General features: G+C 66.3%; 22 protein-coding genes and 1 tRNA gene. 13 read left to right on the forward strand and 10 right to left on the reverse strand.

The window, feature by feature from the left end:
* Positions 1-47 precede the first annotated feature (47 nt).
* From FURADRAFT_RS17625 to FURADRAFT_RS17655, 7 genes are all read right to left on the reverse strand, one after another.
* Positions 48-641 carry a sarcosine oxidase subunit gamma gene (locus FURADRAFT_RS17625; RefSeq protein ID WP_008955534.1) on the reverse strand — a complete coding sequence of 198 codons (594 nt, stop codon included), beginning with the start codon at positions 639-641 and terminating at the stop codon, positions 48-50.
* Entirely contained in the window at positions 634-3630 is a 2997-nt protein-coding gene (locus tag FURADRAFT_RS17630) for a sarcosine oxidase subunit alpha family protein (protein WP_008955535.1), read from the reverse strand. The genes FURADRAFT_RS17625 and FURADRAFT_RS17630 overlap by 8 nt, the downstream gene beginning before the upstream one ends.
* The gene (locus FURADRAFT_RS17635; protein ID WP_008955536.1) at positions 3617-3907 is read right to left on the reverse strand and encodes a sarcosine oxidase subunit delta; all 291 of its coding nucleotides are present in this window, start codon (positions 3905-3907) and stop codon (positions 3617-3619) included. The genes FURADRAFT_RS17630 and FURADRAFT_RS17635 overlap by 14 nt, the downstream gene beginning before the upstream one ends.
* A gap of 14 nt (positions 3908-3921) precedes the next feature.
* The gene (locus FURADRAFT_RS17640) at positions 3922-5166 is read right to left on the reverse strand and encodes a sarcosine oxidase subunit beta family protein (protein WP_008955537.1); all 1245 of its coding nucleotides are present in this window, start codon (positions 5164-5166) and stop codon (positions 3922-3924) included.
* Positions 5167-5175: 9 nt separating this feature from the next.
* Positions 5176-6552 carry an L-serine ammonia-lyase gene (locus FURADRAFT_RS17645; RefSeq protein WP_008955538.1) on the reverse strand — a complete coding sequence of 459 codons (1377 nt, stop codon included), beginning with the start codon at positions 6550-6552 and terminating at the stop codon, positions 5176-5178.
* Between the two features lie 9 nt (positions 6553-6561).
* On the reverse strand, positions 6562-7821 hold the full coding sequence (gene glyA / locus FURADRAFT_RS17650) for a serine hydroxymethyltransferase (RefSeq protein ID WP_008955539.1): 1260 nt from the start codon (positions 7819-7821) through the stop codon (positions 6562-6564).
* 215 nt (positions 7822-8036) lie between these two features.
* Positions 8037-9248 (reverse strand): M24 family metallopeptidase, encoded by a 1212-nt coding sequence (locus tag FURADRAFT_RS17655; RefSeq protein WP_008955540.1) that lies wholly within the window; start codon positions 9246-9248, stop codon positions 8037-8039.
* Positions 9249-9503: 255 nt separating this feature from the next.
* On the opposite strand from FURADRAFT_RS17655, the gene FURADRAFT_RS17660 reads away from it, so the two are divergent.
* From FURADRAFT_RS17660 to denD, 8 genes are all read left to right on the forward strand, one after another.
* Positions 9504-10502: a GlxA family transcriptional regulator gene (locus FURADRAFT_RS17660; RefSeq protein ID WP_008955541.1), complete on the forward strand. Its 999-nt coding sequence runs from the start codon at positions 9504-9506 to the stop codon at positions 10500-10502.
* 137 nt (positions 10503-10639) lie between these two features.
* Positions 10640-11275: an NADPH-dependent FMN reductase gene (locus tag FURADRAFT_RS17665; RefSeq protein WP_008955542.1), complete on the forward strand. Its 636-nt coding sequence runs from the start codon at positions 10640-10642 to the stop codon at positions 11273-11275.
* Between the two features lie 641 nt (positions 11276-11916).
* Complete coding sequence (gene ltnD / locus FURADRAFT_RS17670; protein WP_268869739.1) at positions 11917-12870, forward strand: L-threonate dehydrogenase; 954 nt, start codon at positions 11917-11919, stop codon at positions 12868-12870.
* Entirely contained in the window at positions 12867-14117 is a 1251-nt protein-coding gene (gene otnK, locus FURADRAFT_RS17675) for a 3-oxo-tetronate kinase (protein ID WP_008955544.1), read from the forward strand. Before ltnD ends, otnK begins: the two co-directional genes overlap by 4 nt.
* A 1-nt stretch (position 14118) precedes the next feature.
* Entirely contained in the window at positions 14119-14793 is a 675-nt protein-coding gene (locus tag FURADRAFT_RS17680; RefSeq protein ID WP_008955545.1) for a class II aldolase/adducin family protein, read from the forward strand.
* 113 nt (positions 14794-14906) lie between these two features.
* Complete coding sequence (locus tag FURADRAFT_RS17685; RefSeq protein ID WP_008955546.1) at positions 14907-16217, forward strand: MFS transporter; 1311 nt, start codon at positions 14907-14909, stop codon at positions 16215-16217.
* A gap of 135 nt (positions 16218-16352) precedes the next feature.
* Complete coding sequence (otnI, locus tag FURADRAFT_RS17690; RefSeq protein ID WP_008955547.1) at positions 16353-17141, forward strand: 2-oxo-tetronate isomerase; 789 nt, start codon at positions 16353-16355, stop codon at positions 17139-17141.
* Entirely contained in the window at positions 17138-18121 is a 984-nt protein-coding gene (gene denD, locus FURADRAFT_RS17695; protein ID WP_008955548.1) for a D-erythronate dehydrogenase, read from the forward strand. Before otnI ends, denD begins: the two co-directional genes overlap by 4 nt.
* Before the next feature lie 301 nt (positions 18122-18422).
* Here denD and FURADRAFT_RS17705 read toward each other — a convergent pair whose 3' ends face one another.
* The 3 genes from FURADRAFT_RS17705 to FURADRAFT_RS17715 all read right to left on the reverse strand — a co-directional run bounded on the left by FURADRAFT_RS17705 (position 18423) and on the right by FURADRAFT_RS17715 (position 20663).
* On the reverse strand, positions 18423-19145 hold the full coding sequence (locus FURADRAFT_RS17705) for a FadR/GntR family transcriptional regulator (RefSeq protein ID WP_201441968.1): 723 nt from the start codon (positions 19143-19145) through the stop codon (positions 18423-18425).
* Between the two features lie 232 nt (positions 19146-19377).
* Positions 19378-19468: transfer RNA gene (locus FURADRAFT_RS17710), tRNA-Ser, on the reverse strand.
* A gap of 67 nt (positions 19469-19535) precedes the next feature.
* The gene (locus FURADRAFT_RS17715; protein WP_008955550.1) at positions 19536-20663 is read right to left on the reverse strand and encodes a GNAT family N-acetyltransferase; all 1128 of its coding nucleotides are present in this window, start codon (positions 20661-20663) and stop codon (positions 19536-19538) included.
* A gap of 79 nt (positions 20664-20742) precedes the next feature.
* Between FURADRAFT_RS17715 and FURADRAFT_RS17720 the strand changes: the two genes are divergently transcribed.
* The 5 genes from FURADRAFT_RS17720 (at position 20743) to serS (ending at position 26203) form a co-directional block, all read left to right on the forward strand.
* Complete coding sequence (locus FURADRAFT_RS17720) at positions 20743-22335, forward strand: NAD+ synthase (protein WP_008955551.1); 1593 nt, start codon at positions 20743-20745, stop codon at positions 22333-22335.
* A 152-nt stretch (positions 22336-22487) separates the two neighbouring features.
* Positions 22488-23093 carry an outer membrane lipoprotein chaperone LolA gene (gene lolA / locus FURADRAFT_RS17725; RefSeq protein ID WP_008955552.1) on the forward strand — a complete coding sequence of 202 codons (606 nt, stop codon included), beginning with the start codon at positions 22488-22490 and terminating at the stop codon, positions 23091-23093.
* 4 nt (positions 23094-23097) lie between these two features.
* Positions 23098-24417 (forward strand): replication-associated recombination protein A, encoded by a 1320-nt coding sequence (locus FURADRAFT_RS17730; RefSeq protein WP_008955553.1) that lies wholly within the window; start codon positions 23098-23100, stop codon positions 24415-24417.
* Between the two features lie 16 nt (positions 24418-24433).
* The gene (locus FURADRAFT_RS17735) at positions 24434-24907 is read left to right on the forward strand and encodes a hypothetical protein (RefSeq protein WP_232503541.1); all 474 of its coding nucleotides are present in this window, start codon (positions 24434-24436) and stop codon (positions 24905-24907) included.
* 9 nt (positions 24908-24916) lie between these two features.
* Positions 24917-26203, forward strand: coding sequence for a serine--tRNA ligase (gene serS / locus FURADRAFT_RS17740; RefSeq protein ID WP_008955555.1), 1287 nt, complete (start codon positions 24917-24919; stop codon positions 26201-26203).
* Positions 26204-26346 lie beyond the last annotated feature (143 nt).

The following is a 26346-nucleotide window of genomic DNA, read 5'->3' on the forward strand; positions in this document are numbered from 1 at the left end:
ACGGTTGATCGGGAGGCAGGCCCGCGCCGCGGGCCTGCCTCGACCGGCTAGCGGATGAACTCGTCGGCGGCGTCGAGCAGCATCAGGCAGGCGTACTCGGCGAAGCTGCGCCGCACCACCAGCTGGTACAGCTCCTCAGCGATGTGCAACACGGTGATGCCGGCCTTGAAGAAGTGGCTCTGCGTGCTGCAGCCGACCGGGAACACCTTGGGGTGCAGGTCGAGCGGGCAGCCCTTGGCCAGCACCTCGCGCACACGTCGGCCGGACAGTTCGAACACGGTGTAACCGCTGCTGACGTCGACCACGGCGTGGTGCTCGCCGGCGAGCGCCTGGCGCAGCGCCCGCTCCAGCTCGGGGCCGGTTTCCTCGACCGACTGGATCAGCCACTCGTCCGGCCCCATCCATACCGCGCTGCAGCCGCTGGCCGAAGCCGTTATGGTCTGGCCGCTGGGCAGGGCCAGCTGCAGCACCTCTTCCACCGCACCGCGGAAGGCCGGCGAGTCCGGGTCGCCGCGCAGCGTGACGTGGGTCATGAAGGCGCGCTCGACTAGGCCGAAGTCTTTCGGCCCCTTGACGAAGGCCGCGGCCAGTTTCGACTTGATGCCCACCAGCGGGGCTTCCTGAATCAGCTGATCAGACATGTTGGCGTCCTCCTTCGACGTCGTAGAACACCGGGCTGCACACTTCGACTTCGATGCTGCGCCCGTCCCGCAAGGCCACGTAGACTCGCTCGCCATGGCGCGACTGCCCGCCCTTCATTACCGCCATGGCGATGGAACGCGCCAGGATCGGGCTGAAGTAGCTGGAAGTGACGTGCCCCAGCATCGGCGTCATGCCGCCGCTGGTGGGCTGCGCGACGATCTGCCCGCCTTCCGGCAGTACGAACTTGGGGTCGAGCGGCTTGAGGCCGACCAGCTGCTTGCGGTCGTGGCGGCGCGTGTCGGAGCGGAACAGCGAGCGCTTGCCGAGGAAGTCCTTGGCCTTGGACACCATGCCCTCCATGCCGAGGTCGATCGGGCTGACCGAACCGTCGGTATCCTGGCCCACGATGATGTAACCCTTCTCGGCGCGCAGCACGTGCATGGTCTCGGTGCCGTAGGGGGTGATGCCGAACTCGGCACCGGCCGCCATCAGCGCCTCCCACACCTTGCGGCCGAGGTTGGCCGGCACGTTGACTTCGTAGGCGAGCTCGCCCGAGAAGCTGATGCGCATCACGCGCGCCGCCACCCCGGCCACGGTGCCGTTGCGGTAGCTCATGAACGGGAAGGCCTGCGGCGCGAAGTCGATGTCGCTGCACACCTTCTGCAGCACGCGGCGGCTGTTCGGGCCGGCCACGGCGAAGGTCGCCCAGTGGTCGGTGACGGTGGTCAGGTGCACCTTGAGGTGCGGCCACTCGGTCTGCAGCCAGCGCTCCATCCAGTTGAGCACGCGCGCCGCGCCGCCGGTGGTGGTGGTCATCAGGAAGTGGTGCTCGGCGAGGCGCGTGGTGACGCCGTCGTCGAACACCATGCCGTTCTCGTCCAGCATCAGGCCGTAGCGGCACTTGCCGACTTCGAGCTTGCTCCACGGGTTGGTGTAGAGCCAGTTGAGCAAGGTGGTGGCGTCCGGACCCTGGATGTCGATCTTGCCGAGCGTGGAGGCATCGAGCATGCCGACGCTGTTGCGCACCGCCAGGCATTCGCGCGCCACGGCGGCATGCAGGTCTTCCCCGTTCCTCGGGAAATACCACGGGCGCTTCCACTGCCCGACGTCCTCGAACAGCGCGCCGTGTTCGACGTGCCACTCGTGCAGGCAGGTCTTGCGGATCGGGTCGAGGTAGTCGCCCAGTTCGCGCCCGGCGATGGCGCCGAAGCTGACCGGCGTGAAGTTGGGGCGGAACGTGGTGGTGCCGGTTTCGGGAATGCTCTGCCCCAACACCTCGGCCAGGATCGCCATGCCGTTGATGTTGCCGAGCTTGCCCTGGTCGGTGCCGAAGCCCATCGCGGTATAGCGCTTGACGTGTTCGATCGAGTGGTAGCCTTCGCGCGCCGCCAGGTAGATGTCGGCGGCCGAGACGTCATTCTGGAAATCGACGAACTGCTTGTCGCTTCGGCCAACCTTGTCGCGGTCGCCGACCAGCCACAGCGGCAGCAGCGGGGCCTCGCCCTGCTCCTCCACCGACCAGGCCGGCAGCCTGGGCAGCGCGAACCCCTCCAGCTCGAGCGAGCGGCGCGCGGCCTGCACCGCCCCGCTCAGTACCCGGGCCAGGCTGAAGTCGCCGTTGCAGGCGCCGGCGCTGATTTCGGCCTGTACCGACTGGCCCGGCACGAAGCAGGCTTTCTGCTCGTCCCAGCGCGCCTTGCCGCCCGATTGGGCGAACAGGTGCAGCACCGGGTTGAAGCCGCCCGACATTGCCAGCAGGTCGCAATCGAGGCTGCCGGCGTCGCCGGCGAGGCGGCCGCCCTGGTAACGGCTGAGCGTGACGCGGCTGACGCGCAGATCGCCGCTGGCATGGCTCACCACGGTGCCGTACTTCACCTCGATGCCGCGCCGGCGCGCCTGCTGCGGCAGGTCGCCATAGCTGGCGGTGCGCGGATCGACCACGGTGACGCGGGCGCCGGCCTCGTACAGGTCGAGCGCGGTCTGGTAGGCCTGGTCGTTGTTGGTGAACACCACCGCGCGCTTGCCCGGCAGCACGCCGAAACGACGCACATAGGTCGACACCGCGGAGGCGGTCATCACCCCCGGCCGGTCGTTGTTGGCGAACACCAGCGGACGCTCGTGGGCGCCGGTGGCGAGGATCACGCGCTGGGCGCGCACCTTCCACACCCGTTCGCGCACGCCCTGGCGCCGCGCCAGGGGCAGGTGGTCGGTCTTGCGCTCGCAAATGGTGAGCAGGTTGTGGTCCTGGTAGCCGAACACGGTACTGCGCCGCAACACCTGGACCTCGGGCATCGCCGCCAGTTCCGACTCGATCCGCGCCACCCACTCCAGCCCCGGCAGGCCGTCGATGCTGGCCGGCTGGCGGAGCAGGCTGCCGCCCAGTTCCGGCTGGTTGTCGGCGAGGATGACGCGGGCGCCGGCGCGGCCGGCGACCCAGGCGGCGGCGAGCCCGGCCGGGCCGCCCCCCACCACCAGCACGTCGCAGTGGGCGTAGCGCTTGTCGTAGCGGTCGGTGTCGAGCACGGTCGGCGCTTCGCCCAGACCGGCGGCCTCGCGGATGAACTCCTCGTACTTCGGCCACATCTTCTGCGGCCACATGAAGGTCTTGTAGTAGAAGCCGGCCGGGATGAAACGGGCGATCTTCTGGTTCACCGCGAGGCGGTCGTTCTCCAGGCTCGGCTTGGCATTGACGCTCTTGGCGCTCAGCCCGTCGTACAGCTCGAGCTCGGTGGCGCGGGCGTTGGGCACCTCGTAGGCGCCGGATTCGAGCTGCACCAGCGCGTTCGGCTCCTCGACGCCGGCGGTGATGATGCCGCGCGGGCGGTGGTACTTCCAGCTACGCGCCACGAAGTGCACGTCGTTGGCGAGCAGCGCCGAGGCAAGGGTGTCGCCCTCGACGCCCTGGTAGGTCTTGCCGTTGAAGTGGAACGTCAGCGGGACGGCGCGGTTGATGCGGCCGCCTTGCGGGATACGGTTAGTCTGCGCCATGAGAGTCTCCCGACGCGCCGGCCCCGATGGGGTAGGTGCGGATGAATTGGTAGGTCACGGTGTCGCGCTCGGCGTTGAACCAGCGGCGGCAGCCGGAGGCGTGAAACCACTGCTCCTTGTGAACACCCTTGGTGTTCTTGCGCATGAACACGTAGTCGCCCCACGCTTCGTCGGACAGCGTCTCGCTCTCCAGCGGGCGCACGATGTCGGCTTCGCCGCCGCAGCTGAATTCGCTCTCGGCACGCGCCCCGCACCAGGGACAAGTAATCTGCAACATGGTGGTTCTCCTGATCAGTGGGCGACCGCCGCCGCACCGTGCTCGTCGATGAGATGGCCGGAATAGAAGCGGTCCAGCGCGAACGCGGCGTTGAGCGGGTGCGGGTTGTCGGTGGCGATGGTGTGGGCGAACACGTGCCCCGAGCCCGGCGTGGCCTTGAAGCCGCCGGTGCCCCAGCCGCAGTTGAAGTAGAGCCCCTTGACCGGGGTCTTGCTGATGATCGGGCAGGCGTCCGGCGAGACGTCGACGATGCCGCCCCACTGGCGGTTCATGCGCACGCGGCTGAAGATCGGGAACATCTCGACGATCGCCTGCAGCGTACCCTCGATGGTGTGGAAGCTGCCGCGCTGGCCGTAGCCGGTGTACTGGTCGATGCCGGCGCCGATCACCAGGTCGCCCTTGTCGGACTGGCTGATGTAGGCGTGCACCGCGTTGGACATGATCACCGTGTTGATGACCGGCTTGATCGGCTCGGACACCAGCGCCTGCAAGGGATGGCTCTCCAGCGGCAGGCGGATGTCGGCCATGGCCGCCAGCACGCTCGAGTTGCCGGCCGCCACCACCCCCACCTTCTTGGCCTTGATGAAGCCGCGCGTGGTTTCCACCCCGACCACCGCGCCGTTTTCGCGGCGGATGGCGGTCACTTCGCAGTTCTGGATGATGTCGACGCCGCGCTGGTCGGCGCCACGGGCGTAGCCCCAGGCCACCGCGTCGTGACGCGCCACCCCGGCGCGCGGCTGGAACGACGCGCCCAGCACCGGGTAGCGGCTGTTGAGGTTGATGCAGGGCACGATCGCCTTGATCTGCTCCGGCGTCAGCACCTCGGCGTCGACGCCGTTGAGGCGGTTGGCCCCGACGCGGCGCTCGATGTCGCGCATGTCCTGCAGGGAGTGGCCGAGGTTCATCACGCCGCGCTGGCTGAACATCACGTTGTAGTTGAGGTCCTGCGCCAGTCCTTCCCACAGCTTCAGGGCGTGCTCGTAGAGCTGCGCGGCTTCGTCCCACAGGTAGTTGGAGCGCACGATGGTGGTATTGCGCGCGGTGTTGCCGCCGCCCAGGTAGCCCTTCTCGATCACCGCCACGTTGGTGATGCCGTGCTCCTTGGCCAGGTAGTAGGCGGTGGCGAGGCCGTGGCCGCCGCCGCCGATGATCACCACGTCGTACTCGCGCTTGGGCTCGGGACTGCGCCAGGCGCGTTGCCAGTTCTCGTGGTACGAGAGCCCGTTACGCACCAGGCTGAAAATGGAATAACGTTTCATAATCTCACCTCAACACTCGATGACGTTGACGGCCAACCCCCCGCGGGAGGTCTCCTTGTACTTGACCTTCATGTCGGCACCGGTCTCGCGCATGGTCTTGATGACCTTGTCGAGCGAGACGTAATGCTTGCCGTTGCCCTTGAGCGCCATGCGCGCGGCGTTGACCGCCTTGATCGCGCCCATGGCGTTGCGCTCGATGCAGGGAATCTGCACCTGGCCGCCGACCGGGTCGCAGGTCATGCCGAGGTTGTGTTCCATGCCGATTTCCGCGGCGTTCTCGATCTGTTCCGGGGTGCCGCCCAGCACGGCGGTCAATGCCGCCGCCGCCATCGAGCAGGCCACCCCGACCTCACCCTGGCAGCCCACCTCGGCACCGGAGATCGAGGCGTTTTCCTTGTAGAGGATGCCGATCGCCGCCGCGGTGAGCAGGAAGTCCATCACCCCCTGCTGGGTCGAACCGGGCACGAATTTGGTGTAGTAGTGCAGCACCGCCGGGATGATGCCGGCCGCGCCGTTGGTCGGCGCCGTGACGATGCAGCCGCCAGCGGCGTTTTCCTCGTTCACCGCCATGGCGTAGAGGTTGATCCAGTCGATCATCGACAGCGGGTCGCGCAGGCTGGCCTCGGACTGCGCCTTGAGCGTCTGGTAGAGCTCGGGCGCGCGCCGCTTGACCTTCAACGGCCCCGGCAGCACGCCTTCGGTGGCGCAGCCGCGCTTGACCGCCGCCGCCATGGTCTCGGCGATCGCCAGCAACTGCTGGCGGATTTCGTCCGGCTCGCGCCAGGCCTGCTCGTTCTCGAACATCAGCTGGGCGATCGACAGACCACTCTCGCCGGTGAGGCGCAGCAGGTCGACCCCGGATTTGAACGGGTGCGGCACCGGGTGCGACGGCAACAGGCCGTTGAGACGGCGCCCGGCCGCGTCGATCACGAAGCCGCCGCCGATCGAGTAGTACACCTCCTCCAACAGCGGGGTGCCGGCGGCGTCGCTGGCGATCAGGCGCAGGCCGTTGGTGTGCGCCGGCAGGTTCTCGCGCGGCAGGAACACCAGACGCGCCTTTTCGGCGAAGACGATCGGGTGCGTCCCCATCACCTTGAGGCATTGCGTGGCGCGGATCTCGGCCAGGCGGGCCTCGGCGTAGTCCGGGTCGATCTTGTCGGGCACATTGCCCTCGAGGCCCAGCAGTACCGCCTTGTCGGTACCATGCCCCTTGCCGGTGGCGGCCAGCGCGCCGTGCAGCCGAACATCGACCGCCGCCACCTGGGGGAGCACGCCGCACTGCTGCAGGCGCTCGGCAAAGTGCTGGGCGGCGATCATCGGGCCGACGGTGTGCGAACTGGAGGGTCCGATACCGATCTTGAACAGGTCGAATGTGCTGACGTTCATGGCGGCCTCTCAGCGTCGCTGGTAGACGGGGAAGTCGCGGCACAGCGCACCCACCTGGGCGCGCACCGAGGCGACGACCTCCTCGTTGCCGAGGTGGTCGAGCACGTCGCAGATCAGCGTCGCGGTGCGCGCCGACTCGTATTCGGTGAAGCCGCGCGTGGTGATCGCCGGCGAGCCGATGCGGATGCCGCTGGTGACGAACGGGCTTTGCGGGTCGTTCGGCACGGCGTTCTTATTCACCGTGATGTGCGCCCGGCCCAGTGCGGCGTCGGCGTCCTTGCCGGTGATGCCCTTGTTGATCAGCGACAGCAGGAACAGGTGGTCGTCGGTACCGCCGGACACCACCTCGTAGCCGCGCTCCTGGAATACCATGACCATGGCGCGGGCGTTGGCGATGACCTGCTGCTGGTAGGCCTTGAATTCCGGCTGCTGCGCTTCGAGGAAGGCCACGGCCTTGGCGGCGATGACGTGCATCAGCGGGCCGCCCTGGATGCCGGGGAACACCAGCGAGCTAAACTTCTTCTCCAGCTCCGGGTTGCTCTTGGCCAGGATCAGGCCGCCGCGCGGGCCGCGCAGGGTCTTGTGGGTGGTGGTGGTGACGACGTCGGCGAACGGCAGCGGGTTCGGGTACAGCCCGGCGGCGACCAGACCGGCGACGTGCGCCATGTCGACGAACAGGTACGCTCCCACCGAGTCGGCAATCTCGCGGAAGCGGGCAAAATCCAGCACGCGGGCGTAGGCGGAGAAGCCGGCCACGATCATCTTCGGGCGGTGTTCTTCGGCCAACCTTTGCACTTCGTCGTAGTCGATCAGCCCGGTGTCCGGGTTGAGGCCGTACTGCACGGCGTTGTAGAGCTTGCCGGAGAAGTTGACCTTGGCGCCGTGGGTGAGATGGCCGCCGTGCGCCAGGCTCATGCCGAGCACGGTGTCGTGCGGTTCCAAGAGCGCCATGTAGACCGCGGCGTTGGCCTGCGAGCCGGAGTGCGGCTGCACGTTGGCGTAGTCGGCGCCGAACAGCTCCTTGGCGCGGTCGATGGCGAGCTGCTCGACCACGTCGACGTGTTCGCAGCCGCCGTAGTAGCGCTTGCCGGGGTAGCCTTCGGCGTACTTGTTGGTGAGCACCGAGCCCTGCGCCTGCATCACGCGCGGACTGGTGTAGTTTTCGGAGGCGATGAGCTCGATGTGGTCTTCCTGGCGCTGGCGTTCCGCCTCCAGCGCGTTCCACAGAGCGTCATCGAACCCCGCAATGATCTGATCTTGCGAGAACATCCTGCTATCTCCTTTGTATTTCTTGTCTTTGTCTCCGGCGGCAAGCGAGTGCCGCCGGAGTTACTGCCGGGAACCTGCCACACTCTTGCTGCGCGTCCCTGATCGGGGCTCATGCGCTGCTCGAAATCCTCATGTACTCCAGTACATTCCGGTTTCTGCGCTGCTCTTCACCCCGCTGAGGGCCGCTCGCGACAGAGCGTGAACAGGCTCCTGAATCAGGCCTTGATGATGTTGTGCTCAGGGCCGTACTTGAAGCCGGTGATGTTCTCGGCGCCGTTCTCGTGCACCACCAGGATGTCGTGCTCGCGGTAGCCGCCGGCGCCCGGCATGCCTTCCGGCAACATGATCATCGGCTCCATCGACACCACCATGTTCGGTTCGAGCACGGTGTCGATGTCCTCGCGCAGCTCCAGGCCGGCTTCACGGCCGTAGTAGTGGCTCAGCACGCCGAAGGAGTGGCCGTAGCCGAAGGTGCGGTACTTGAGCAGGTCGTACTTCTCGTAGATCTTGTTGAGTTCCTTGGCGATGTCGCCGCAGCGCGCGCCCGGCTTGATCAACTCGAGGCCGGCCTCGTGCACCTCGACGTTGATCTGCCATAGGCGCAGATGCGCGTCCGGGCAGTGGTCGAAGAACATGGTGCGTTCCAGCGCGGTGTAGTAGCCGGAAATCATCGAGAAGCAGTTGAGGCTGAGGATGTCGCCCTTCTGCACCTTGCGCGTGGTGACCGGGTTGTGGGCGCCGTCGGTGTTGATGCCGGACTGGAACCAGGTCCAGGTGTCCATCAGCTCCGAATCTGGGAAGCGGCGGGCGATCTCGCGCACCATCGCCTGGGTCGAGGCCAGCGCCACCTCGTGTTCCGGCACTCCTTCGCGCACCGCGGCGGCCAGCGCCGCGCCGCCCACGTCGCACACATTGGCGCCGTGCTTGATCAGGGCGATTTCCTCGTCCGACTTGATCATGCGCATGCGCATGGTGGCGGCGCTGATGTCGACGAACTCCACCGAGGGCAGCGCGGCGCGCAGCTTGTTCAGCGCCTCGACCGGCAGCTGGTCGTACTCGAGGCCGACGCGGCCCTTGTTGGGGATTTCCTGCTGCACGGCGCGGTAGAAGTTGTCGCGCTGCCAGTCGGTGTAGACCACGTTGTAGTCGCCGACGGTACGGCGCCACGGCTGGCCGCCGTCGATGTTGGCCGAAATCGACACCACCTTGTCGCCGCTCACCACCAGGCCGTACTTGCGACCGAACGAGCAGTACAGGAAATCGGCGTAGTAGTTGATGTTGTGGTACGAGGTGAACAGCACGCTGTCGATGTTCTGACTAGCCATCAGTTCGCGCAGCTTGCGCTGGCGGGTGGCGTACTCGGCGTCGGAGAAGGTGTGCTTGGCTTTCTCACCGTTCTCGATTTTGATCAGACTTTCCAGTTCCATTTACTCTCTCCTCTTGTGATGTGTTGTCACGGCTGGTGAGGTAGATAGTAGGGTTCTGGAACAAATTGAAATTCCTGTTTACGACAAAATACTTTCTGTATACGTTAAAAGCAGAGCGCGACGGCTCGCCGAGCCGCCGCCCCTCGGCCGCCCTCAAGCAGGCGTGACGAACGTCTGGCCGCGGCGCCGCGAATCGGGCACCATCGCCTGTTCACTCACACCCGAACACCACTCGGCCACCGCCTCGATAACGTCATGAACCACGCCGCCACCCCGATGCCGGACGGCATCCACGACCTGCGGGTCAGCACCTTCGGCTTCCTGCTGATCAAGGACTTTTCCCTGATCGCGCTCAGCACCGCGGTGGACCCGCTGCGCATCGCCAACATGGTGGTGGGCCGCAAGGTCTACACCTTCAAGCTGCTCTCGGTGGACGGCGACTCGGTCACCTCCAGCGACGGCATCCGGGTGTTCACCGAAGGCACCATCGCCGACAACGAGGTATTCGACACCGTGTTCGTGGTCGGCCCCAACCCCATCCCGCAGCCGCGCAACCTCGGCATCACGCGCTGGCTGCGCTACCAGGACGGCAAGGGCGCGGCGCTCGGCGGCATCGATACCGGCAGCTACTACCTGGCGCGCGCCGGCCTGCTCGACGGCTACCGCTGCACCATCCACTGGGAAGACCAGGACCTGCTGGTGGAACGCTTCCCCAAGCTGATCGTCTCCAACCGCCTCTACGAGGTGGACAACAAGCGCTACACCTGCAGCGGCGGCGTCGCCCCGCTCGACATGATGGTGCAGCTAATCAGCCAGCCGCCCGGCACCCGCAACCTCGGCGCGCGCGTGCTGGAACTCCTGGTGGCGGAAAAGCGCAGCCACGAACAGCGCCAGCGCGCCTCGCTGCGGCAATACCAGGGCACGGAGCTGCCCAAGCTGGAAGAGGCGCTGCAACTGATGGAGAGCAATATCGAAGAGACGCTGTCGATCGCCGAGATCGCCGCCTACCTCACGGTCTCGGTGCGCCAGCTGGAACGCTGGTTCCACGAACGGCTCAACAAGACCCCGGCCCAGGCCTACATGGAAATCCGCCTGCTGCGCGCGCGCCAGCTGCTCTACCGCACCGCCAAGCCGCTCGAGGAGGTGTGCGCCAACACCGGCTTCGTCTCCACCACCCACTTCGCCACCAAGTACAAGGCGCAGTTCGAGATCTCACCGATCACCGACCGCAAGCGCTACCAGGGCATGCTCTGAGCGGCGCGCGGCGCCGCCTTTTCCGGCCAGGCCGCGGGCCGCGGCGAAAATGGCCGGGCCCCGGCAGGCTTCCTTGCCTACACTGGAACGGTCGTTTCCGGCACATCGCCGTGAAGACCCACCCCGAGGAGAACAGCGTGAACGATGCACCCAAAATCCTGGCGTTTGCCGGCAGCGCCCGCAAAGATTCCTGGAACAAGAAGCTGGTGCACATCGCCGCCCACGGCGCCCGCGCCGCCGGCGCCGACGTCACCCTGATCGACCTGCGCGACTTTCCCATGCCGCTCTACGATGGCGACGAGGAGAGCGAGAACGGCATACCGGACAACGCCCTGCGGCTGCGCGAACTGATGCTGAGCCACCAGGGCCTGCTGCTCGCCTCGCCGGAATACAACGGCTCGATTTCCCCGCTGCTGAAGAACGCCATCGACTGGACCTCGCGCCAGGTCGACGGCAGCCCCGGCCTCGCCCCCTACACCGGCAAGGTGGCGGCGCTGCTCGCCGCCTCGCCGGGCGGCTTCGGCGGCCTGCGCGGCCTGGTGCACGTGCGCGCCATCCTGGGCAACATCGGGGTGATCGTGATGCCGGAGCAACTGGCGGTCGGGGTCGCGCACGAGGCGTTCGGCGCCGACGGCGCCATGGCCAATCCCAAGCAACAACACGCAGTGGAAGAACTGGGCGCCAACCTGGCCAGGCTGCTCGCCAAGCTGCACGGCCTGTCGCTGGCGCCGGAATCCACCGAACGCCGCCACGACCTGACCCGGCTGCGCTGACACATCCCGCCGTAAGAACCGGTTTACGATCTGCTGCGCGTCGGCGATACGGCGTTAAAAACGACTTCGGAATGCTCATTTACTACGTGTAAACGCCGCTTTCTCAGCCGTTTATGCCTTGTCTCGCGCTAGCTCGCGAGCTCGTAAACAGGCTCTAAGAGCCTGTTCCAGCGCGGCATCCAGCCGTACCCGGCCGCAGCGGCGAAAAAACCTGGAACAGGGTCCAAGGTAACAACGCGCCAAGGCCCGCTGTACGCGGGCTTTGGCGCCTCGGGAGGCGGCGGCCCCGGACACGCCAGAAACCAACAGGCTCCCCGGCGCGGCATCATGGCGTGGGCCACGCCAGGCAAGCCCGGCTCAGCCCTGGCCGATACCCGGACGCAGAAATCGTGCCGTCCCCGGCATCGCGCGCCGCCGCACACGTTCTCTGATGGCAAGTGCGCCGCACCCCGCCAGCCGCCGCACCCCACCCCTCCGGTATTTATGCAACAGCCGCGCCACCGCCCGAAACTTTTCTTGCTTTCCCCTCAAACTTGTATGATAACCTGATAACACGATCACAAGACGTAAAACCCCGCGTGGCTGACCGCTCTCGACGGCAGCGCCGGGGCACCGCATCACCCCACAGTTCAGAAAATCGAGTGCGGGCCGACCTCCGCCCCACTCGAGACAGACGGAGACAGAAGATGAGTAAAACGTTTGGAGTCATCGGCCTCGGCTCGATGGGGTTCGGTGCCGCGCAAAGTGCCTTGCGCCGCGACGTCGGCACCTGGGGCTTCGACCTCAATCCGCAGGTGTGCGAGCGCTTTGCCGCCGAGGGCGGCAAGGTGGCCGGCAGCCTGGCCGAGCTGGCGCGGCACAGCGACGTGGTGCTGGTGCTGGTGGTCAACGCCGCGCAGACCGAGAGCGTGCTGTTCGGCGACGGCGGCATCGCGGCCCATCTCAAGCCGGGCTCGGTGGTGGTGACCGCCGCCACCGTCGACCCCACCTTGCCGCCGCAGTGGGAAGCGCGCCTGGCCGAGCGCGGCGTGTTCCTGATCGATGGCCCGGTGTCCGGCGGCGCGGCCAAGGCCGCGGCCGGCGAGATGACGGTGATGGCCTCCGGCAAGCCGGAAGCGTTCGCCGCCGCCGGCGGGCTGCTCGAGGCCTACGCCGGCAAGATCTACCGCCTGGGCGACAAGGCCGGTGTCGGCTCCACCGTAAAGATGGTCAACCAGCACCTGGCCGGCGTGCACATCGCCGCCGCCTGCGAGGCGATGGCGCTCGGCATCCGCGCCGGCGCCCATCCCGACGAGCTGTACGAGGTGATCTGCAATTCGGCCGGCATGAGCTGGATGTTCCAGAACCGCGTGCCGCACATCCTCGCCGGCGACTACACCCCGCTGTCGGCGGTCAACATCTTCATCAAGGATCTGGGCATCGTGCTGGATGCGGCGCGCCAGCTCGCCTTCCCGCTGCCGCTCGCCTCCGCCGCGCACCAGCTCTACCTCGGCACCGCCGCCGCCGGCCACGGCCAGGAGGATGACAGCGCCGTGATCAAGCTCTACGCCGCGCTCACCGGCATCCAGCTGCCGCAAGGCAAGGAGGCCGCATGATTCTCGGCGTGATTGCGGACGACTTCACCGGCGCCACCGACGTCGCCAGCATGCTGGTGCGCGCGGGTCTGAAAACAGTGCAGGTGATCGGCGTGCCGGACGGCCCGGCACCCGAGGCCGACGCCGTGGTGGTGGCGCTCAAGTCGCGCACCAACCCGGCACAGGAGGCGGTACGCGATTCGCTCGCGGCACTCGAGTGGTTGCGTGCCGGCGGCGCGCGCCAGTTCTACTTCAAGTACTGCTCCACCTTCGACTCCACCGTCGAGGGCAATATCGGCCCGGTGACCGAGGCGTTGCTGCAGGCGCTCGGCAGCGACTTCACCATCGCCTGCCCGGCCTTCCCGGAGAACGGCCGCACCGTGTTCCGCGGCCACCTGTTCGTCGGCGACCAGCTGCTGTCCGACTCCGGCATGCGCCACCACCCGCTCACCCCGATGACCGACGCCAACCTGGTCAACGTGCTGCAGGCGCAAGTCTCCGGCCGCGTCGGCCTGGCGCGCTACGACACCGTGGCGCAGGGCACGGCCGCGCTGCAGGCACGCTTTACCGAACTGCGTGGCGCGGGAGTGCAGTGCGCGGTGGTCGATGCGATTTCCAACGACGACCTGCGCACCATCGCCGCCGCCTGCGCCGAGCTGCCACTGCTCACCGCCGGCTCCGGCGTGGCACTCGGTCTGCCCGAGGTCTACGCCTCGCGGGGTTGGGTGACACCGGATGCGCACGCCGCCGACCTGCCCGCCGTCGGCGGTGCTGCCGCGGTGCTGTCCGGCTCCTGCTCGCAGGCCACCAACGGCCAGGTGCAACACTGGATCGACGCCGGCCGCCCCGCGCTGCGCCTCGATCCGCGCGAACTCGCCGCCGGCCGGCCGCTCGCCGCCGAGGCGATCGCCTGGGTGCTGGCGCAAGCCGAACCAGCGCTGGTCTACGCCACCTCGAACCCGGACGACGTGCGCGCGGTGCAGGCCGAGCTCGGCGTCGAGCGTGCCGGCCAGCTGGTGGAGCAGTGCCTGGCGCAGATCGCGCACGGCTTGGCCGAAAACGGCGTGCGCCGCCTGGTGGTGGCGGGCGGCGAGACCTCCGGCGCGGTGGTGCAGGCGCTCAGCGTCAGCCAGCTGCGCATCGGCGCCGCCATCGACCCCGGCGTGCCGTGGACCCAGGTGGAGGGCCGGCCGCTGCTGCTGGCGCTCAAGTCCGGCAACTTCGGCTGCGTCGACTTCTTCGACAAAGCCTTGCAGCAGGTGCAGTGACATGACGCCCGATCAAGACTTTCTGCGCCAGGAGATGTGCCGCGTCGGGCGCTCGCTGTTCGAGCGCGGCTACGTCCACGCCAGCGCCGGCAACATCAGCGTGCGGCTGGACGATGAACAAGGCGGCGGCTTCCTGATCACCCCCACCGACGCCTGCCTGGGCTTTCTCGAGCCCGAACGCATCGCCTGGGTGGATGCCGCCGGCGAGCAGCAAAGCGGCGACCGTGCCAGCAAGACGCTGGCGCTGCACCGGCGCATATACCAGGCCGAGCCCGAGGCGCGCTGCGTGATCCACACCCACTCCACCCACCTGGTGGCGCTGACGTTGCAAGGCGTGTGGAGCGAGGACGACATCGTGCCGCCGATCACGCCCTACTTCGTGATGAAGGTGGGCCACGTGCCGCTGATTCCCTACCACCGCCCCGGCGACCCCGAGGCGGCGGAACGGGTGGCGGAAACCATCGCCGCGGCGCGACGGCGCGGCGTGCCGATCCGGGCGGTGATGCTGGAGCGGCTCGGCCCCAACGTCTGGCACGACAGCCCGGCCAACGCCATGGCCACCCTGGAGGAACTGGAAGAAACCGCCCGGCTGTGGCTGACCGTTCAGCCCCGTCCGGCGCTCCTGAGCGAACAACAGATCGAAGAATTACGGCGCACCTTCGCGGCGCGCTGGTAAGACGGCTGGGAGACCAGTCACGCTGCACCCTGGCCCGTTCCAGGTAATGACAGTGCGCCGCCAATAAAAACAACACGGTGGCGCGCATTAACTACAGTAGAGGAGACATTACCATGAGCAGTATTGCCCAGCAGCAAACCGGCACGGCCATCATGAGTCGTGAAGACAGTGTATTCAGCAAGGTATCGTGGCGCATCGTGCCACTGATCATTCTCTGTTACGTGGTGTCCTATCTCGACCGCGTTAACGTCGGCTTCGCCAAGCTGCAGATGTCGCAACAGCTCGGCTTCAGCGAAACCATGTTCGGCCTCGGCGCCGGCATCTTCTTCCTCGGCTACTTCCTGTTCGAAGTGCCGAGCAACCTCGCCCTGAGCCGCTTCGGCGCCAAGGTCTGGATCGCCCGCATCATGATCACCTGGGGCCTGGTCTCGGCCGGTTTCGCCTTCGTCAACACGCCCACCGCGTTTTACGTGATGCGCTTTTTGCTGGGGTTGGCCGAAGCCGGCTTCTACCCCGGCATCATCCTCTACCTCACCTACTGGTACCCGTCGCACCGGCGCGCCAAGATCGTGGCGATGTTCATGTCGGCGATCCCGGTCTCCGGCATTTTCGGCAACCCGCTCTCCGGCTTCATCATGGATGCCTTCGGCGGCGTGGGAGGCTGGGCCGGCTGGCAGTGGATGTTCGTGATCGAAGCGGTGCCGGCGGTACTGGTCGGCCTGGTGGTGCTGTACTACCTCGACGACTCCGTGGCCAAGGCCAAGTGGCTGAGCGAGGAAGAGAAGAGCGTGGTGGCCCAGGCCATCGCCGAAGACACCAAGCACAAGGACCACAGCGCCCACGCCCTGAGCGCGTTCAAAGACGCCCGGGTGTGGTTCATGAGCCTGATCTACTTCTGCTTCGTGATGGGTCAATACGGACTGACCTTCTGGATGCCCACCTTCATCAAATCGACCGGGGTCACCAGCAACCTGTCCATCGGCGTGCTGAGCGCCATCCCCTTCCTCTCCGCGATCATTGCCATGAACGGCTTCGGCCGCAGCGCGGATGCCCGCCGCGAGCGCCGCTGGCACCTGGTGATCCCCGCCATGATGGGCACCGTCGGTTTCGTCGTCGCGGCATCGTTTACCCAGAACACCGCCGTCTCCCTGGTGTTCCTGTCGCTGGCAGCGGCCGGGGTGCTGACCTGCGCCCCGCTGTTCTGGTCCCTGCCGACGGCCTTCCTCGGCGGCACGGCCGCCGCCGCCGGCATCGCGGTGATCAACTCGGTCGGCAACCTCGCCGGTTTCGTCAGCCCCTACCTGATCGGTACACTCAAGGACATGACGGGCAGCACCGCCGCCGGCATGTACGTGCTCGCCGGCAGCCTGGTGGTGGGCGCCATCGCGGTATTGCGCACGCCGGCCAAGCTGGTTAACCGCTAAACCTGTTGTCAACACGGCGACAGAGACCCGATTCGACGCTGCGTTCCGGACGCCTGGTCTGTGGTCTCTTCACCGCTGTCGCCATCCAGGTTACCCATTGCTTGACCATTCATTAGCTGAAGCAAAGAGATCACCATGCCGCAATTTGCTGCCAACCTGACCATGATGTACACGGAACACGACTTCCTCGACCGCTTCGCCGCGGCCGCCCGAGACGGGTTCCGCGCCGTGGAGTACCTGCTTCCCTACGACTACCCGGCGGCCGACATCGCCGCCCGCCTCGCCACCCACGGCCTGACCCAGGCGCTGTTCAACCTGCCGCCGGGCGACTGGGCCGCAGGCGAGCGCGGCATCGCCGCCCTGCCGGGACGCGAGGAGGAATTCGCCGCCTCGGTGGAGCGTGCGCTGGAATATGCACACGCCACCGGCTGCCGCCGCCTGCACGCCATGGCCGGACTGGTGCCACAAGGCGCCAACCTCACCGCCCTGCGCGCCACCTTCGTCGCCAACCTGCGCCACGCCGCCCGTCGCTGCGCGGAGCACGGCATCACACTGTTGATCGAGCCGATCAACCAGCGCGACATGCCGGGCTACTTCCTCAGCCACCAGCAGCAGGCGCACGACATCGTGGCCGAGGTAGGCGAGCCCAACCTGAAAGTGCAGATGGACTGGTACCACTGCCAGATCATGGAGGGCGACATCGCCATGCGCCTGCGCCGCCACCTAGCCGGCGTCGGCCACGTGCAGATCGCCGGCGTGCCGGAGCGCCACGAGCCGGACAGCGGAGAGCTGAACTACCCCTACCTGTTCGCGCTACTCGACGAGCTGGGTTACGACGGCTACATCGGCTGCGAATACCGCCCGCGCAACGGCACCTCGGCCGGACTCGCCTGGTTCCAGCCGTACAAGGAGGCCCAACGATGAAGCTCTTGATTACCGGCGGCGCCGGTTTCATCGGCGCACGGCTGGCGCGCACCCTGCTCGCCCGTGGCGAATTGGCCGGACGCGCCATCGAACGGCTGGTGCTGGCCGACCTGGTGGCCGCACCCGACGACCTGCGCGCCGACCCGCGCGTGCAGGTGCGCGTCGGCACCGTGCTCGAGTTGGCCGAACAGCTCAACGGCGAGCGTTTCGACGGCGTGTTCCACCTCGCCTCGGCGGTGTCGTCCGAATGCGAGGCCGACTTCGAGCTCGGCCTGCGCTCCAACCTCGACAGCACGCGTGCCCTGCTCGACGCTTTGCGCGCCGCTGGCAACGCCCCGCGTCTGGTGTTCTCCAGCTCGGTGGCGGTGTTCGGCAGCGACCCGGCGCTGCCGCTGCCGGCGGTGGTGCGCGACGACACCCTGCCCACGCCGCAGTCGTCCTACGGCGTGCAGAAGTTCATCTGCGAGCAGCTGGTGGCCGACTACACCCGCAAGGGCTTCATCGACGGCCGCGTGGCGCGGCTGATGACGGTCTCGGTGCGGCCGGGCCGCCCCAACGGCGCCGCCTCCAGCTTCCTCTCCGGCATCATCCGCGAACCCCTGGCCGGCCAGGAAGCGGTCTGCCCGGTCTCGCCCGACACCGAAGTGGCGCTGGCCTCGCCGGCCAACACCATCGCCGGGCTGATCGCGGTATTCGAAGCCAGCCGCGAGGCCTTCGGCGGCCGCACCGCGCTCAACCTGCCGGCCCTCACGGTGCGCGTGCAGGACATGCTCGACGCACTGGAAAGCGTCGGCGGCAGCCAGGCGCGCTCCCTCGTGCGCTTCGTCCCGGACGACACCATCGCCCGTATCGTCGGCAGCTGGCCGGCACGCTTCGAGTCGCCGCGCGGGGAACGCCTGGGGCTCAAGGCCGACACCGATTTCCGCAGCATCGTCGAGCAGTACCTCCGCGATTTCCCCGCTGCTGTTCGGCCTGCCTGACCCGTTCCCAATCATCCATTTTTCTTTTCCGCATGCCGGGCCTGGCCCGAGCTGACTCAACGTTGGCCGAAGCCGTGCCGCTGCGGCACGGCGGCAGCGGCAAGCCGGACCATGCCGCGGCGCTGTTCGCCATGGCGGATAGCGATAGGGGATTTGATCGGCAGCGGCGCGCCCGAGGCGAAGTCGGTGCGGTCGATTTGCCGGGCCGTGCCTTGAGCACAGTCGATACGACCGTCTCGGCCGTCTGCGGAAAGGGGTATGCGGCGGCGGGGTGAGGCGGCCCGCCGCATCTATCTGGACGTCAGCGCATGCGCAGCGTTTGCGCCAGCTTCTCGCCTTCCTGGTCCCAGAACGCCGGGTCGGCAGCGCGGATACGGCGAATCGCATTATCCATATGGGAGGCGGCGGCCTTGCGCGCGCGCGCCGGATCGCCTTGTTCGATGGCGCTGACGATGGCGTTGTGCTCGTCCTGCACTTCCTTGAAGAAATCCTCGCGGCGCGCTTCATTGGCCCGCGTCACCTGGGTGGCGCCGCGCAGGTACTGCGACAGGTAATCCAGCGTCGAAATCAGGAACGGGTTGCCGGCGGCCGCGGCGATGCTGCGGTGAAAGTTCACGTCTTCCTCCACCCCGTCGCGACCGCTTTGCGCCGCCTCGGCCAATGCGGCCACAGCCGCGCGGATCGCCGCCAGATCCTGCTCGCTGCGACGCGCCGCCGCCAGGCCGGCAGCCTCGGCTTCCAGCACGCGCCGCACCTCGGCCATCTGCACCACCGCCTCCATCGAGGCGGTATGCGCCGCATCGAACGAGAGCGGACGAATCCCCGGCTCCTGCACCAGCACCCCATAGCCTTGGCGCGAAATGACCAGACCCAGCGACTTCAACTGGGACACCGCTTCGCGAATCACGGTGCGGCTCACCTTGAATTGATCGACCAGCTGGGCTTCGGACGGCAGCTTGTCGCCCGGCTGCAAGGCGCCCGAATGGATACCCTCGGCCAGTGCCTCAGCCACTTGCTCGGACAAACGCGCGCCGGCGTGGACGGGTTGAAACTCAAGGGCCACAACATGCCTTTCAGTTGTATGAGGAGATGATAAGAAGATAGCACTGTCAGTGGCGGCGCGTGGGGTAAAATTGGCGCCCCCCAAGCCACCCCGCCCCTGTCCGGCACGCGCAGCCAGGGTATCCCGGCGGCATCCGAGTGTGCGCCACGCCGGAAAAGCAAAAAGCCCGCATTCAGCGGGCTTTTTTGAATTCTGGCGGAGAGGGGGGGATTCGAACCCCCGTTAGGGTATTACCCTAAACACGCTTTCCAGGCGTGCGACTTAAACCACTCATCCACCTCTCCAGAACTACTCTGATGCCGTCGTCGTTTGCGTTTCGTCGTCAGAGGCTGCGCAGTATATAAGCCATTTTTACGACTGGCAAGCTTTTTTATATGCAATATGCTGCTCTAGTTCGCCAAGATATGCCGCCACCGCCTGCCTCTCCTGCTTGAGCCAGCGCCAAATCGCTGATCGGAAAGGAGAATCCCCCAGCCAGTGCGCCGAATGCGTCAACACCGGCTCGAAACCGCGGGCCAGCTTGTGTTCGCCTTGCGCCCCGCCCTCGAATACCGAGAGTCCGTGGCGGATGCAGTACGCGATGCCCTGGTAGTAGCACAGCTCGAAATGCAGGCAGGAAACATCCTCCAGCGCGCCCCAGTAACGGCCGTACAGCTGGTGTCGATCCTTCAGGCACAAGCTGGCGGCCACCGGCTCGCCAGCCCGCTGCGCCACAAACAGCACCAGGTGGTCGGCCAGGCGTTCGCCGATCAGACGGAAAAACACCAGATCGAGGTAGGGAGTGGAACGGTGCTCGCGATAGGTCTGGCAGTAGCAGGCATGAAAGAATGCCCAATCATCATCGGTGATCTGCCGACCTTCCTTGACGATCACCTCGACCCCTTGTTCGGCAACGCGGCGCCGCTCCTGGCGGATCTTCTTGCGCTTGTCGCGGCTGAGTGCGTCGAGAAAATCGTTGAAGTCGCGGTAGCCGTGGTTTTGCCAGTGGAACTGCACGCCGTGCCGCTCCAGCCAGCCGGCTTCTGCCAGCATGGCCATTTCATCCTGAGCCGGGTACAACACATGCGCCGACGATAACCCGAGCTGGCGGACTTGGCGCGGCAGTTCGGCGATCAGCATGGCCCGGGCCGCCGGCAAGCCGAGGAAGCGCGGCCCGCCGACCGGGGTGAACGGTATCGCCAGCAGCAACTTGGGGTAGTAGGCCAGCCCGGCGCGCTGGTAGGCCTCGGCCCAGGCCCAGTCGAACACGTATTCGCCATACGAGTGTGTCTTGAGATAGGCCGGCGCGACCGCCCTCAGCGCCTCGCCCTCGCGCCACGCCAGATGATGCGGCTGCCAGCCGGTGGCCGCGCTCACCGCCCCGCTCTGCTCCAGCGCGGCGAGCCAGCCGTGGGCGAGAAAGGGCTGGTCGTCGGCGCGCAGCGCGTTCCACTGCTCCGCCGGCAGCCCGGCCAGGCCATTCAGCGACGCTATCGTCACTCCCGCTCCTTTCAGGAAATCGTGCCGCGCTTCAGGTAGAATCGGCCTTATTGTTGATAAACCGACGTAGCCACCAAAGATGCGTATCGCGCTCGCCCAGTTCAATCCCGTTGTCGGCGACATCGCCGGCAATACCCGCAAGATTCTCGACCTCGCCCGCCAGGCCATGGCCCAGGGTGCCGACGTGCTGGTCACGCCGGAGCTGGCGCTCACCGGCTACAGCCCGGAAGACCTGCTGCTGCGCGACCACTTCTACCGCGAGTGCAGCAAGGCGCTGGATGAACTCTTGGAGCTGGACGGCATCACGCTGGTGGTAGGCCACCCGGTCAAGCTCGGCAACGAGCGCTTCAACGCCGCCACGGTGATGCGTGACGGCAACCGTCTCGGTCAGTACCACAAGATGCTGCTGCCCAACAACGAAGTATTCGACGAGTGCCGCTACTTTACGCCCGGCGGCGCACCGCTGGTCTTCCCGCAGGACGGCGTCAACGTCGGCGTGTTGATCTGCGAGGATGTCTGGTCGCTGGATCCCGCCGCCGAAGCCGCCGATGCTGGCGCCGACGTGGTGGTGGTGCTCAACGCCTCGCCGTTCCACCGCAACAAGATCGAAACCCGCCACGAGACGGTGCGCTACCGCGTCGAGGAGACCGGCCTGCCGTTCGCCTACGTCAACCTCACCGGCGGCCAGGACGAACTGGTCTTCGACGGCGCCTCGTTCGCGCTCAACAAGGCCGGCGAAGTGGTGGCGCAAGCCGCCGCCTACGACGATGAACTGCTGATCGTGCAGATGGCCGACGGCGACCTGCAGCCGGCCGGCAAGGCCACGCTGCCCTGCCCGCTGGAGAGCGTGTACCGGACGCTGGTGATCGGCGTGCGCGACTACATCGGCAAGAACGGCTTCCCCGGCGTGCTGCTCGGCCTCTCCGGCGGCATCGATTCGGCGCTGACGCTGGCCATCGCCTACGACGCGCTGGGCGCCGACAAGGTGCACGCGGTGATGATGCCGAGCCGCTACACCGCCGACATTTCGGTGGACGACTCGCGCGACATGGTCGAGCGACTCGGCGTGAAGTACGAGGAAATCGCCATCTGGCCGATGTACGAGAGTTTCATGGCGGCGCTGGCGCCGTCGTTCGAAGGGTTGGCCGAAGACACCACCGAGGAGAACCTGCAGGCGCGTATCCGTGGCACGCTGTTGATGGCGCTCTCCAACAAGACCGGCAAGCTGGTGCTCACCACCGGCAACAAGTCCGAGATGACCACCGGCTACTGCACGCTGTACGGCGACATGGCCGGCGGCTTCGCCGTGCTGAAGGACGTCGCCAAGACCCTGGTCTACCAGCTCTGCCACTGGCGCAACGCCCAGAGCGAGATCATTCCGTTAAGAATCATTACCCGGCCGCCCTCGGCGGAACTGCGTCCGGACCAGAAAGACCAAGATAGTCTGCCGCCCTACGATGTGCTCGACGCCATCATGGCGCGCTACGTGGAAGAGAACCTGTCCGCTGCCGAAATCATCGCCGAGGGTTTTGCCGAGGCCGACGTGCGGCGCGTGGTTCGTCTTCTCAAGATCAACGAGTACAAGCGCCGCCAGGCCCCGGTCGGTCCGCGCGTCACCCACCGCGGTTTCGGCAAGGACTGGCGCTACCCGATCACCAACCGCTTCAGCTGAGCACTGATGAATAAATCGGCGACGTATCCCCTTCCCGGTCCGGCCAGGCTCGCCGCACCACGGCTACGGCGGTGCGGCGCGAACCGGCCAGGGGACGTCCGTGACGATTTATTCCTTGAGCCCCAAACGGCTGAGGCGTAGAAAAGGATTCCATGAAGAAGCTCTTACCGATCATCCTCGCCGCCGCGTTCGCCCTGCCCGCCCACGCCGCCGCCATCGCCCAGTTGAAGGCCTTCGTCGCCGGCAGCAAGACCCTGTCGGCCAGCTTCTCGCAAGTGGTCAGCGCCAAGGGCAAGCGCGAAGAGGCCAGCGGCCAGCTGGAAATCTCGCGTCCCGGCAAGTTCCGCTGGGAATACGCCAAGCCCTACGAACAGCTCATCGTCGGCGACAGCAAGCGGCTGTGGATTTACGACAAGGAACTGGCCCAGGTCACCAGCAAGTCGCTGGACGCCGCGCTGGGCTCCAGCCCGGCCGCGCTGCTGGCCGGCAGCAACGCCATCGAACGCGACTACCACCTGAAGGAAGCCGGCGCCCAGGACGGCATCGAATGGCTCAGCGCCGCGCCGAAGAAGAGCGAGAACACCTTCCAGTCGATCCGCATGGGCTTTCGCGCCAACACGCTGGTCACCATGGAACTGCACGACAGCTTCGGCAACACCACGCTGATCCGCTTCGCCGACATGAAAAAGAACCCGGTGCTGGCGCCGTCGCGCTTCACCTTCACCCCGCCCAAGGGCGTGGACGTGATTTCGGACTGAGACCGTGACCGACCTGTTTGCCCGCGAACCAAAAAAACCGTTGGCCGAAGCGCTGCGCCCCACCTCGCTCGACGAGGTCATCGGCCAGCCGCACCTGATCGGCCCGGGCAAGCCGCTGCGCCTGGCGGTGGAATCGAAAACCCCGCACTCGATGATCCTGTGGGGCCCGCCCGGCGTCGGCAAGACCACGCTGGCACGCATCCTGGCGCACAGCTTCGACGCCGAGTTCATCCCGCTGTCGGCGGTGTTCTCCGGCGTCAAGGACATCCGCGAGGCAGTCGACCGAGCGCAGGCGGTGCTGCAGCGTGACGGTCGCCACACCATCCTGTTCGTCGACGAAGTGCACCGCTTCAACAAGAGCCAGCAGGACGCCTTCCTGCCCTATGTCGAATCGGGCTTGCTGACGTTCATCGGCGCCACCACCGAGAACCCCTCGTTCGAGGTCAACTCGGCATTGCTGTCGCGCGCCCAGGTGTACGTGCTCAACGCCCTCGCCGACGACGACTTCAAGGCGCTGTTCGCGCGCGCCGTCGCCAGCGGTGCCCTGCCCGGCCTGACTTTCGACGACAGCGCCCTGGCGACGCTGAGCGGCTACGCTGACGGTGACGCCCGCCGCTTCCTCAACCTGCTTGAGCAAACCCGCACCGCCGCCAGCGCACGCCACGTCGAGCACATCGACGCCGACTTCCTGGCCGAAGTGCTCACCGTCAACGCGCGCCGCTTCGACAAGGGTGGTGACGCCTTCTACGACCAGATCTCGGCGCTGCACAAGTCAGTGCGCGGCTCCAGCCCGGACGGAGCGCTGTACTGGCTGACGCGCATGCTCGACGGCGGCGCCGACCCGCGCTACCTGGCGCGCCGCCTGGTGCGCATGGCGTGGGAAGACATCGGGCTGGCCGATCCGCGCGCCGCGCGCATCGCGCTCGACGCCGCCGACACCTATGAACGGCTCGGCAGCCCCGAAGGCGAACTGGCGCTGGCCCAGGCCGCGATCTACCTCGCCGTGGCCCCCAAGAGCAACGCCGGCTACAAGGCGTATAATGAGGCGCGCGCCTTCATCCGCCAGGACATCTCGCGCCCGGTGCCGGTGCACCTGCGCAACGCGCCGACCAGGTTGATGAAGGAGCTGGGATACGGGCACGCCTACCGCTACGCCCACGACGAACCGCACGCCTACGCCGCCGGTGAAACCTACCTGCCGGAGGGGATCGAAGACAGTCGCTGGTACGAGCCGGTGGAACGCGGGCTGGAAGGCAAGATTCAGGAAAAACTGCGGTTTCTCAGGCAACTGGATGAAGAAACAAAAGCACCATCACGATCATGACGGGCACAAGGTCAGGTTGGAGCACTTCGCCGCCAAGCGGCTGATCGCTGTGCTCAACCGCCTGTCGCGCCCCGGCCATTACCTGCTCGGCCCGCACCGCGAATCTCCCGACTTCTCCATTCTGCGCCGGCAGAACGGCGAGCCTGCGCAAAAAATCGGTCTGGAAGTGACGCACATCTATGGCAGCACCCACGATGCTGCCATAATCAACGGTTGGCACAAGGATAAGACGGCCGTGCTGCTCGCCCTGCAGCAGCCGGCACTGATGAAAGAAATCTTCCAGCAGCTCGACCGGGCCATCAAGGACAAGAATGACAAGTTCGCCTCCTACACCGTCAAGCCCTGCTGGCTCTTGATCCGCAACGCCAACACGCGCGTCATGCACCGCGACTGGGAAAATTACTTACGCAACAAGGACTTCCAGGATAGTCCTTTTGAAAAGATCTGGCTCATCACCGACCGCCAGCTTCAGATCATCAACATCAAATAGACCAACACCATGCTAGACATTCAACTCCTTCGTAGCCAGCCGGAAACCGTCGCCGAGCGCCTGGCCGCCCGTGGCTACCAGCTGGACACCGACGCCTTCGGCCAACTCGAGAACGAGCGCAAAGCGCTGCAGACCCGCATGCAGGAACTGCAGGCCCGCCGCAACGCCACCTCCAAGCAGATCGGCGAAGCCAAGCGCAAAGGAGAAGACGTCTCCGCCATCATGGCCGAAGTGGCCACCCTGGGCGACGAGCTGAAAGCCGCCGAAGCCGCCTTCGAAGCCGTGCAGCAGAAGCTGGAGCACTGGCTGATGACCATCCCCAACCTGCCGCACGCATCGGTGCCGCAGGGCAAGGACGAAAGCGCCAACGTCGAAGTGCGCCGCGTCGGCGTACCGCGCTCGTTCGAGTTCGAAGCCAAGGACCACGTCGACGTCGGCAGCCCGCTGGGGCTCGACTTCGAAACCGGCGCCAAACTCTCCGGTGCCCGCTTCACCGTGCTGCGCGGCGAGATCGCCCAGCTGCACCGCGCCCTGGCGCAGTTCATGCTCAACACCCACACCAACCAGCACGGCTACACCGAGATGTACACCCCGTACATCGTCAACGACAGCGTGCTGTTCGGCACCGGCCAGCTGCCCAAGTTCGCCGAGGACATGTTCAAGGTGACGCGTGGCGGCGAGGAAGGCGCGGTCGACCAGTACCTGATTTCCACCTCGGAAATCACCCTGACCAACACCGTGCGCGAGAGCATCCTCAAGCTCGACGAACTGCCGGTCAAGATGACCGCACACTCGCCCTGCTTCCGTTCCGAGGCCGGTTCCTACGGCCGTGACACGCGCGGCATGATCCGCCAGCACCAGTTCGACAAGGTGGAAATGGTGCAGGTGGTGCACCCGGAGAAATCGTACGACGCGCTGGAAGAAATGGTCGGCCACGCCGAAGCCATCCTCAAGGCGTTGGAACTGCCCTATCGCGTGATCACGCTGTGTACCGGCGACATGGGCTTCGGCGCCGCCAAGACCTACGACCTGGAAGTCTGGCTGCCGGCACAAAACACCTACCGCGAGATCTCCAGCTGCTCCAACTGCGAAGCCTTCCAGGCGCGCCGCATGCAGGCCCGTTTCAAGGACGAGAACGGCAAGAACCAGCTGGTACACACCCTTAACGGCTCCGGCCTCGCCGTCGGCCGCACACTGGTGGCAGTACTGGAAAACTACCAGAACGCCGATGGTTCCGTGACCGTTCCGACCGTACTGCGCCCCTATCTCGGCGGCAAGGAAAAAATCGGCGGCTGATCGACATCGCCATCAAGAACGCGAAACCGGGATCGAGCATCCCGGTTTTTTCATTTTTGTCAGGATTAGATGGAGTTGCTCTGCTCTGTTAAAGCCTTATACAGCAAGGGTTTCCTAGAAAGCCATCTTTGTCGGGGTTACAC

It is taken from the genome of Pseudogulbenkiania ferrooxidans 2002 (assembly GCF_000174355.1).
GTDB lineage: Bacteria > Pseudomonadota > Gammaproteobacteria > Burkholderiales > Chromobacteriaceae > Pseudogulbenkiania > Pseudogulbenkiania ferrooxidans.

Excerpts from the sequence above, each read along its gene's own strand:
- FURADRAFT_RS17655 (WP_008955540.1), bottom strand. The coding sequence starts at position 9,248 with ATGGAACTGGAAAGTCTGATCAAAATCGAGAACGGTGAGAAAGCCAAG.
- FURADRAFT_RS17630 (WP_008955535.1), bottom strand. The coding sequence starts at position 3,630 with ATGGCGCAGACTAACCGTATCCCGCAAGGCGGCCGCATCAACCGCGCC.
- FURADRAFT_RS17645 (WP_008955538.1), bottom strand. The coding sequence starts at position 6,552 with ATGAACGTCAGCACATTCGACCTGTTCAAGATCGGTATCGGACCCTCC.
- otnK (WP_008955544.1), top strand. The coding sequence starts at position 12,867 with ATGATTCTCGGCGTGATTGCGGACGACTTCACCGGCGCCACCGACGTC.
- FURADRAFT_RS17635 (WP_008955536.1), bottom strand. The coding sequence starts at position 3,907 with ATGTTGCAGATTACTTGTCCCTGGTGCGGGGCGCGTGCCGAGAGCGAA.
- FURADRAFT_RS17685 (WP_008955546.1), top strand. The coding sequence starts at position 14,907 with ATGAGCAGTATTGCCCAGCAGCAAACCGGCACGGCCATCATGAGTCGT.
- otnI (WP_008955547.1), top strand. The coding sequence starts at position 16,353 with ATGCCGCAATTTGCTGCCAACCTGACCATGATGTACACGGAACACGAC.
- FURADRAFT_RS17680 (WP_008955545.1), top strand. The coding sequence starts at position 14,119 with ATGACGCCCGATCAAGACTTTCTGCGCCAGGAGATGTGCCGCGTCGGG.
- lolA (WP_008955552.1), top strand. The coding sequence starts at position 22,488 with ATGAAGAAGCTCTTACCGATCATCCTCGCCGCCGCGTTCGCCCTGCCC.
- FURADRAFT_RS17625 (WP_008955534.1), bottom strand. The coding sequence starts at position 641 with ATGTCTGATCAGCTGATTCAGGAAGCCCCGCTGGTGGGCATCAAGTCG.
- FURADRAFT_RS17660 (WP_008955541.1), top strand. The coding sequence starts at position 9,504 with ATGAACCACGCCGCCACCCCGATGCCGGACGGCATCCACGACCTGCGG.
- denD (WP_008955548.1), top strand. The coding sequence starts at position 17,138 with ATGAAGCTCTTGATTACCGGCGGCGCCGGTTTCATCGGCGCACGGCTG.
- glyA (WP_008955539.1), bottom strand. The coding sequence starts at position 7,821 with ATGTTCTCGCAAGATCAGATCATTGCGGGGTTCGATGACGCTCTGTGG.
- FURADRAFT_RS17720 (WP_008955551.1), top strand. The coding sequence starts at position 20,743 with ATGCGTATCGCGCTCGCCCAGTTCAATCCCGTTGTCGGCGACATCGCC.
- serS (WP_008955555.1), top strand. The coding sequence starts at position 24,917 with ATGCTAGACATTCAACTCCTTCGTAGCCAGCCGGAAACCGTCGCCGAG.
- FURADRAFT_RS17640 (WP_008955537.1), bottom strand. The coding sequence starts at position 5,166 with ATGAAACGTTATTCCATTTTCAGCCTGGTGCGTAACGGGCTCTCGTAC.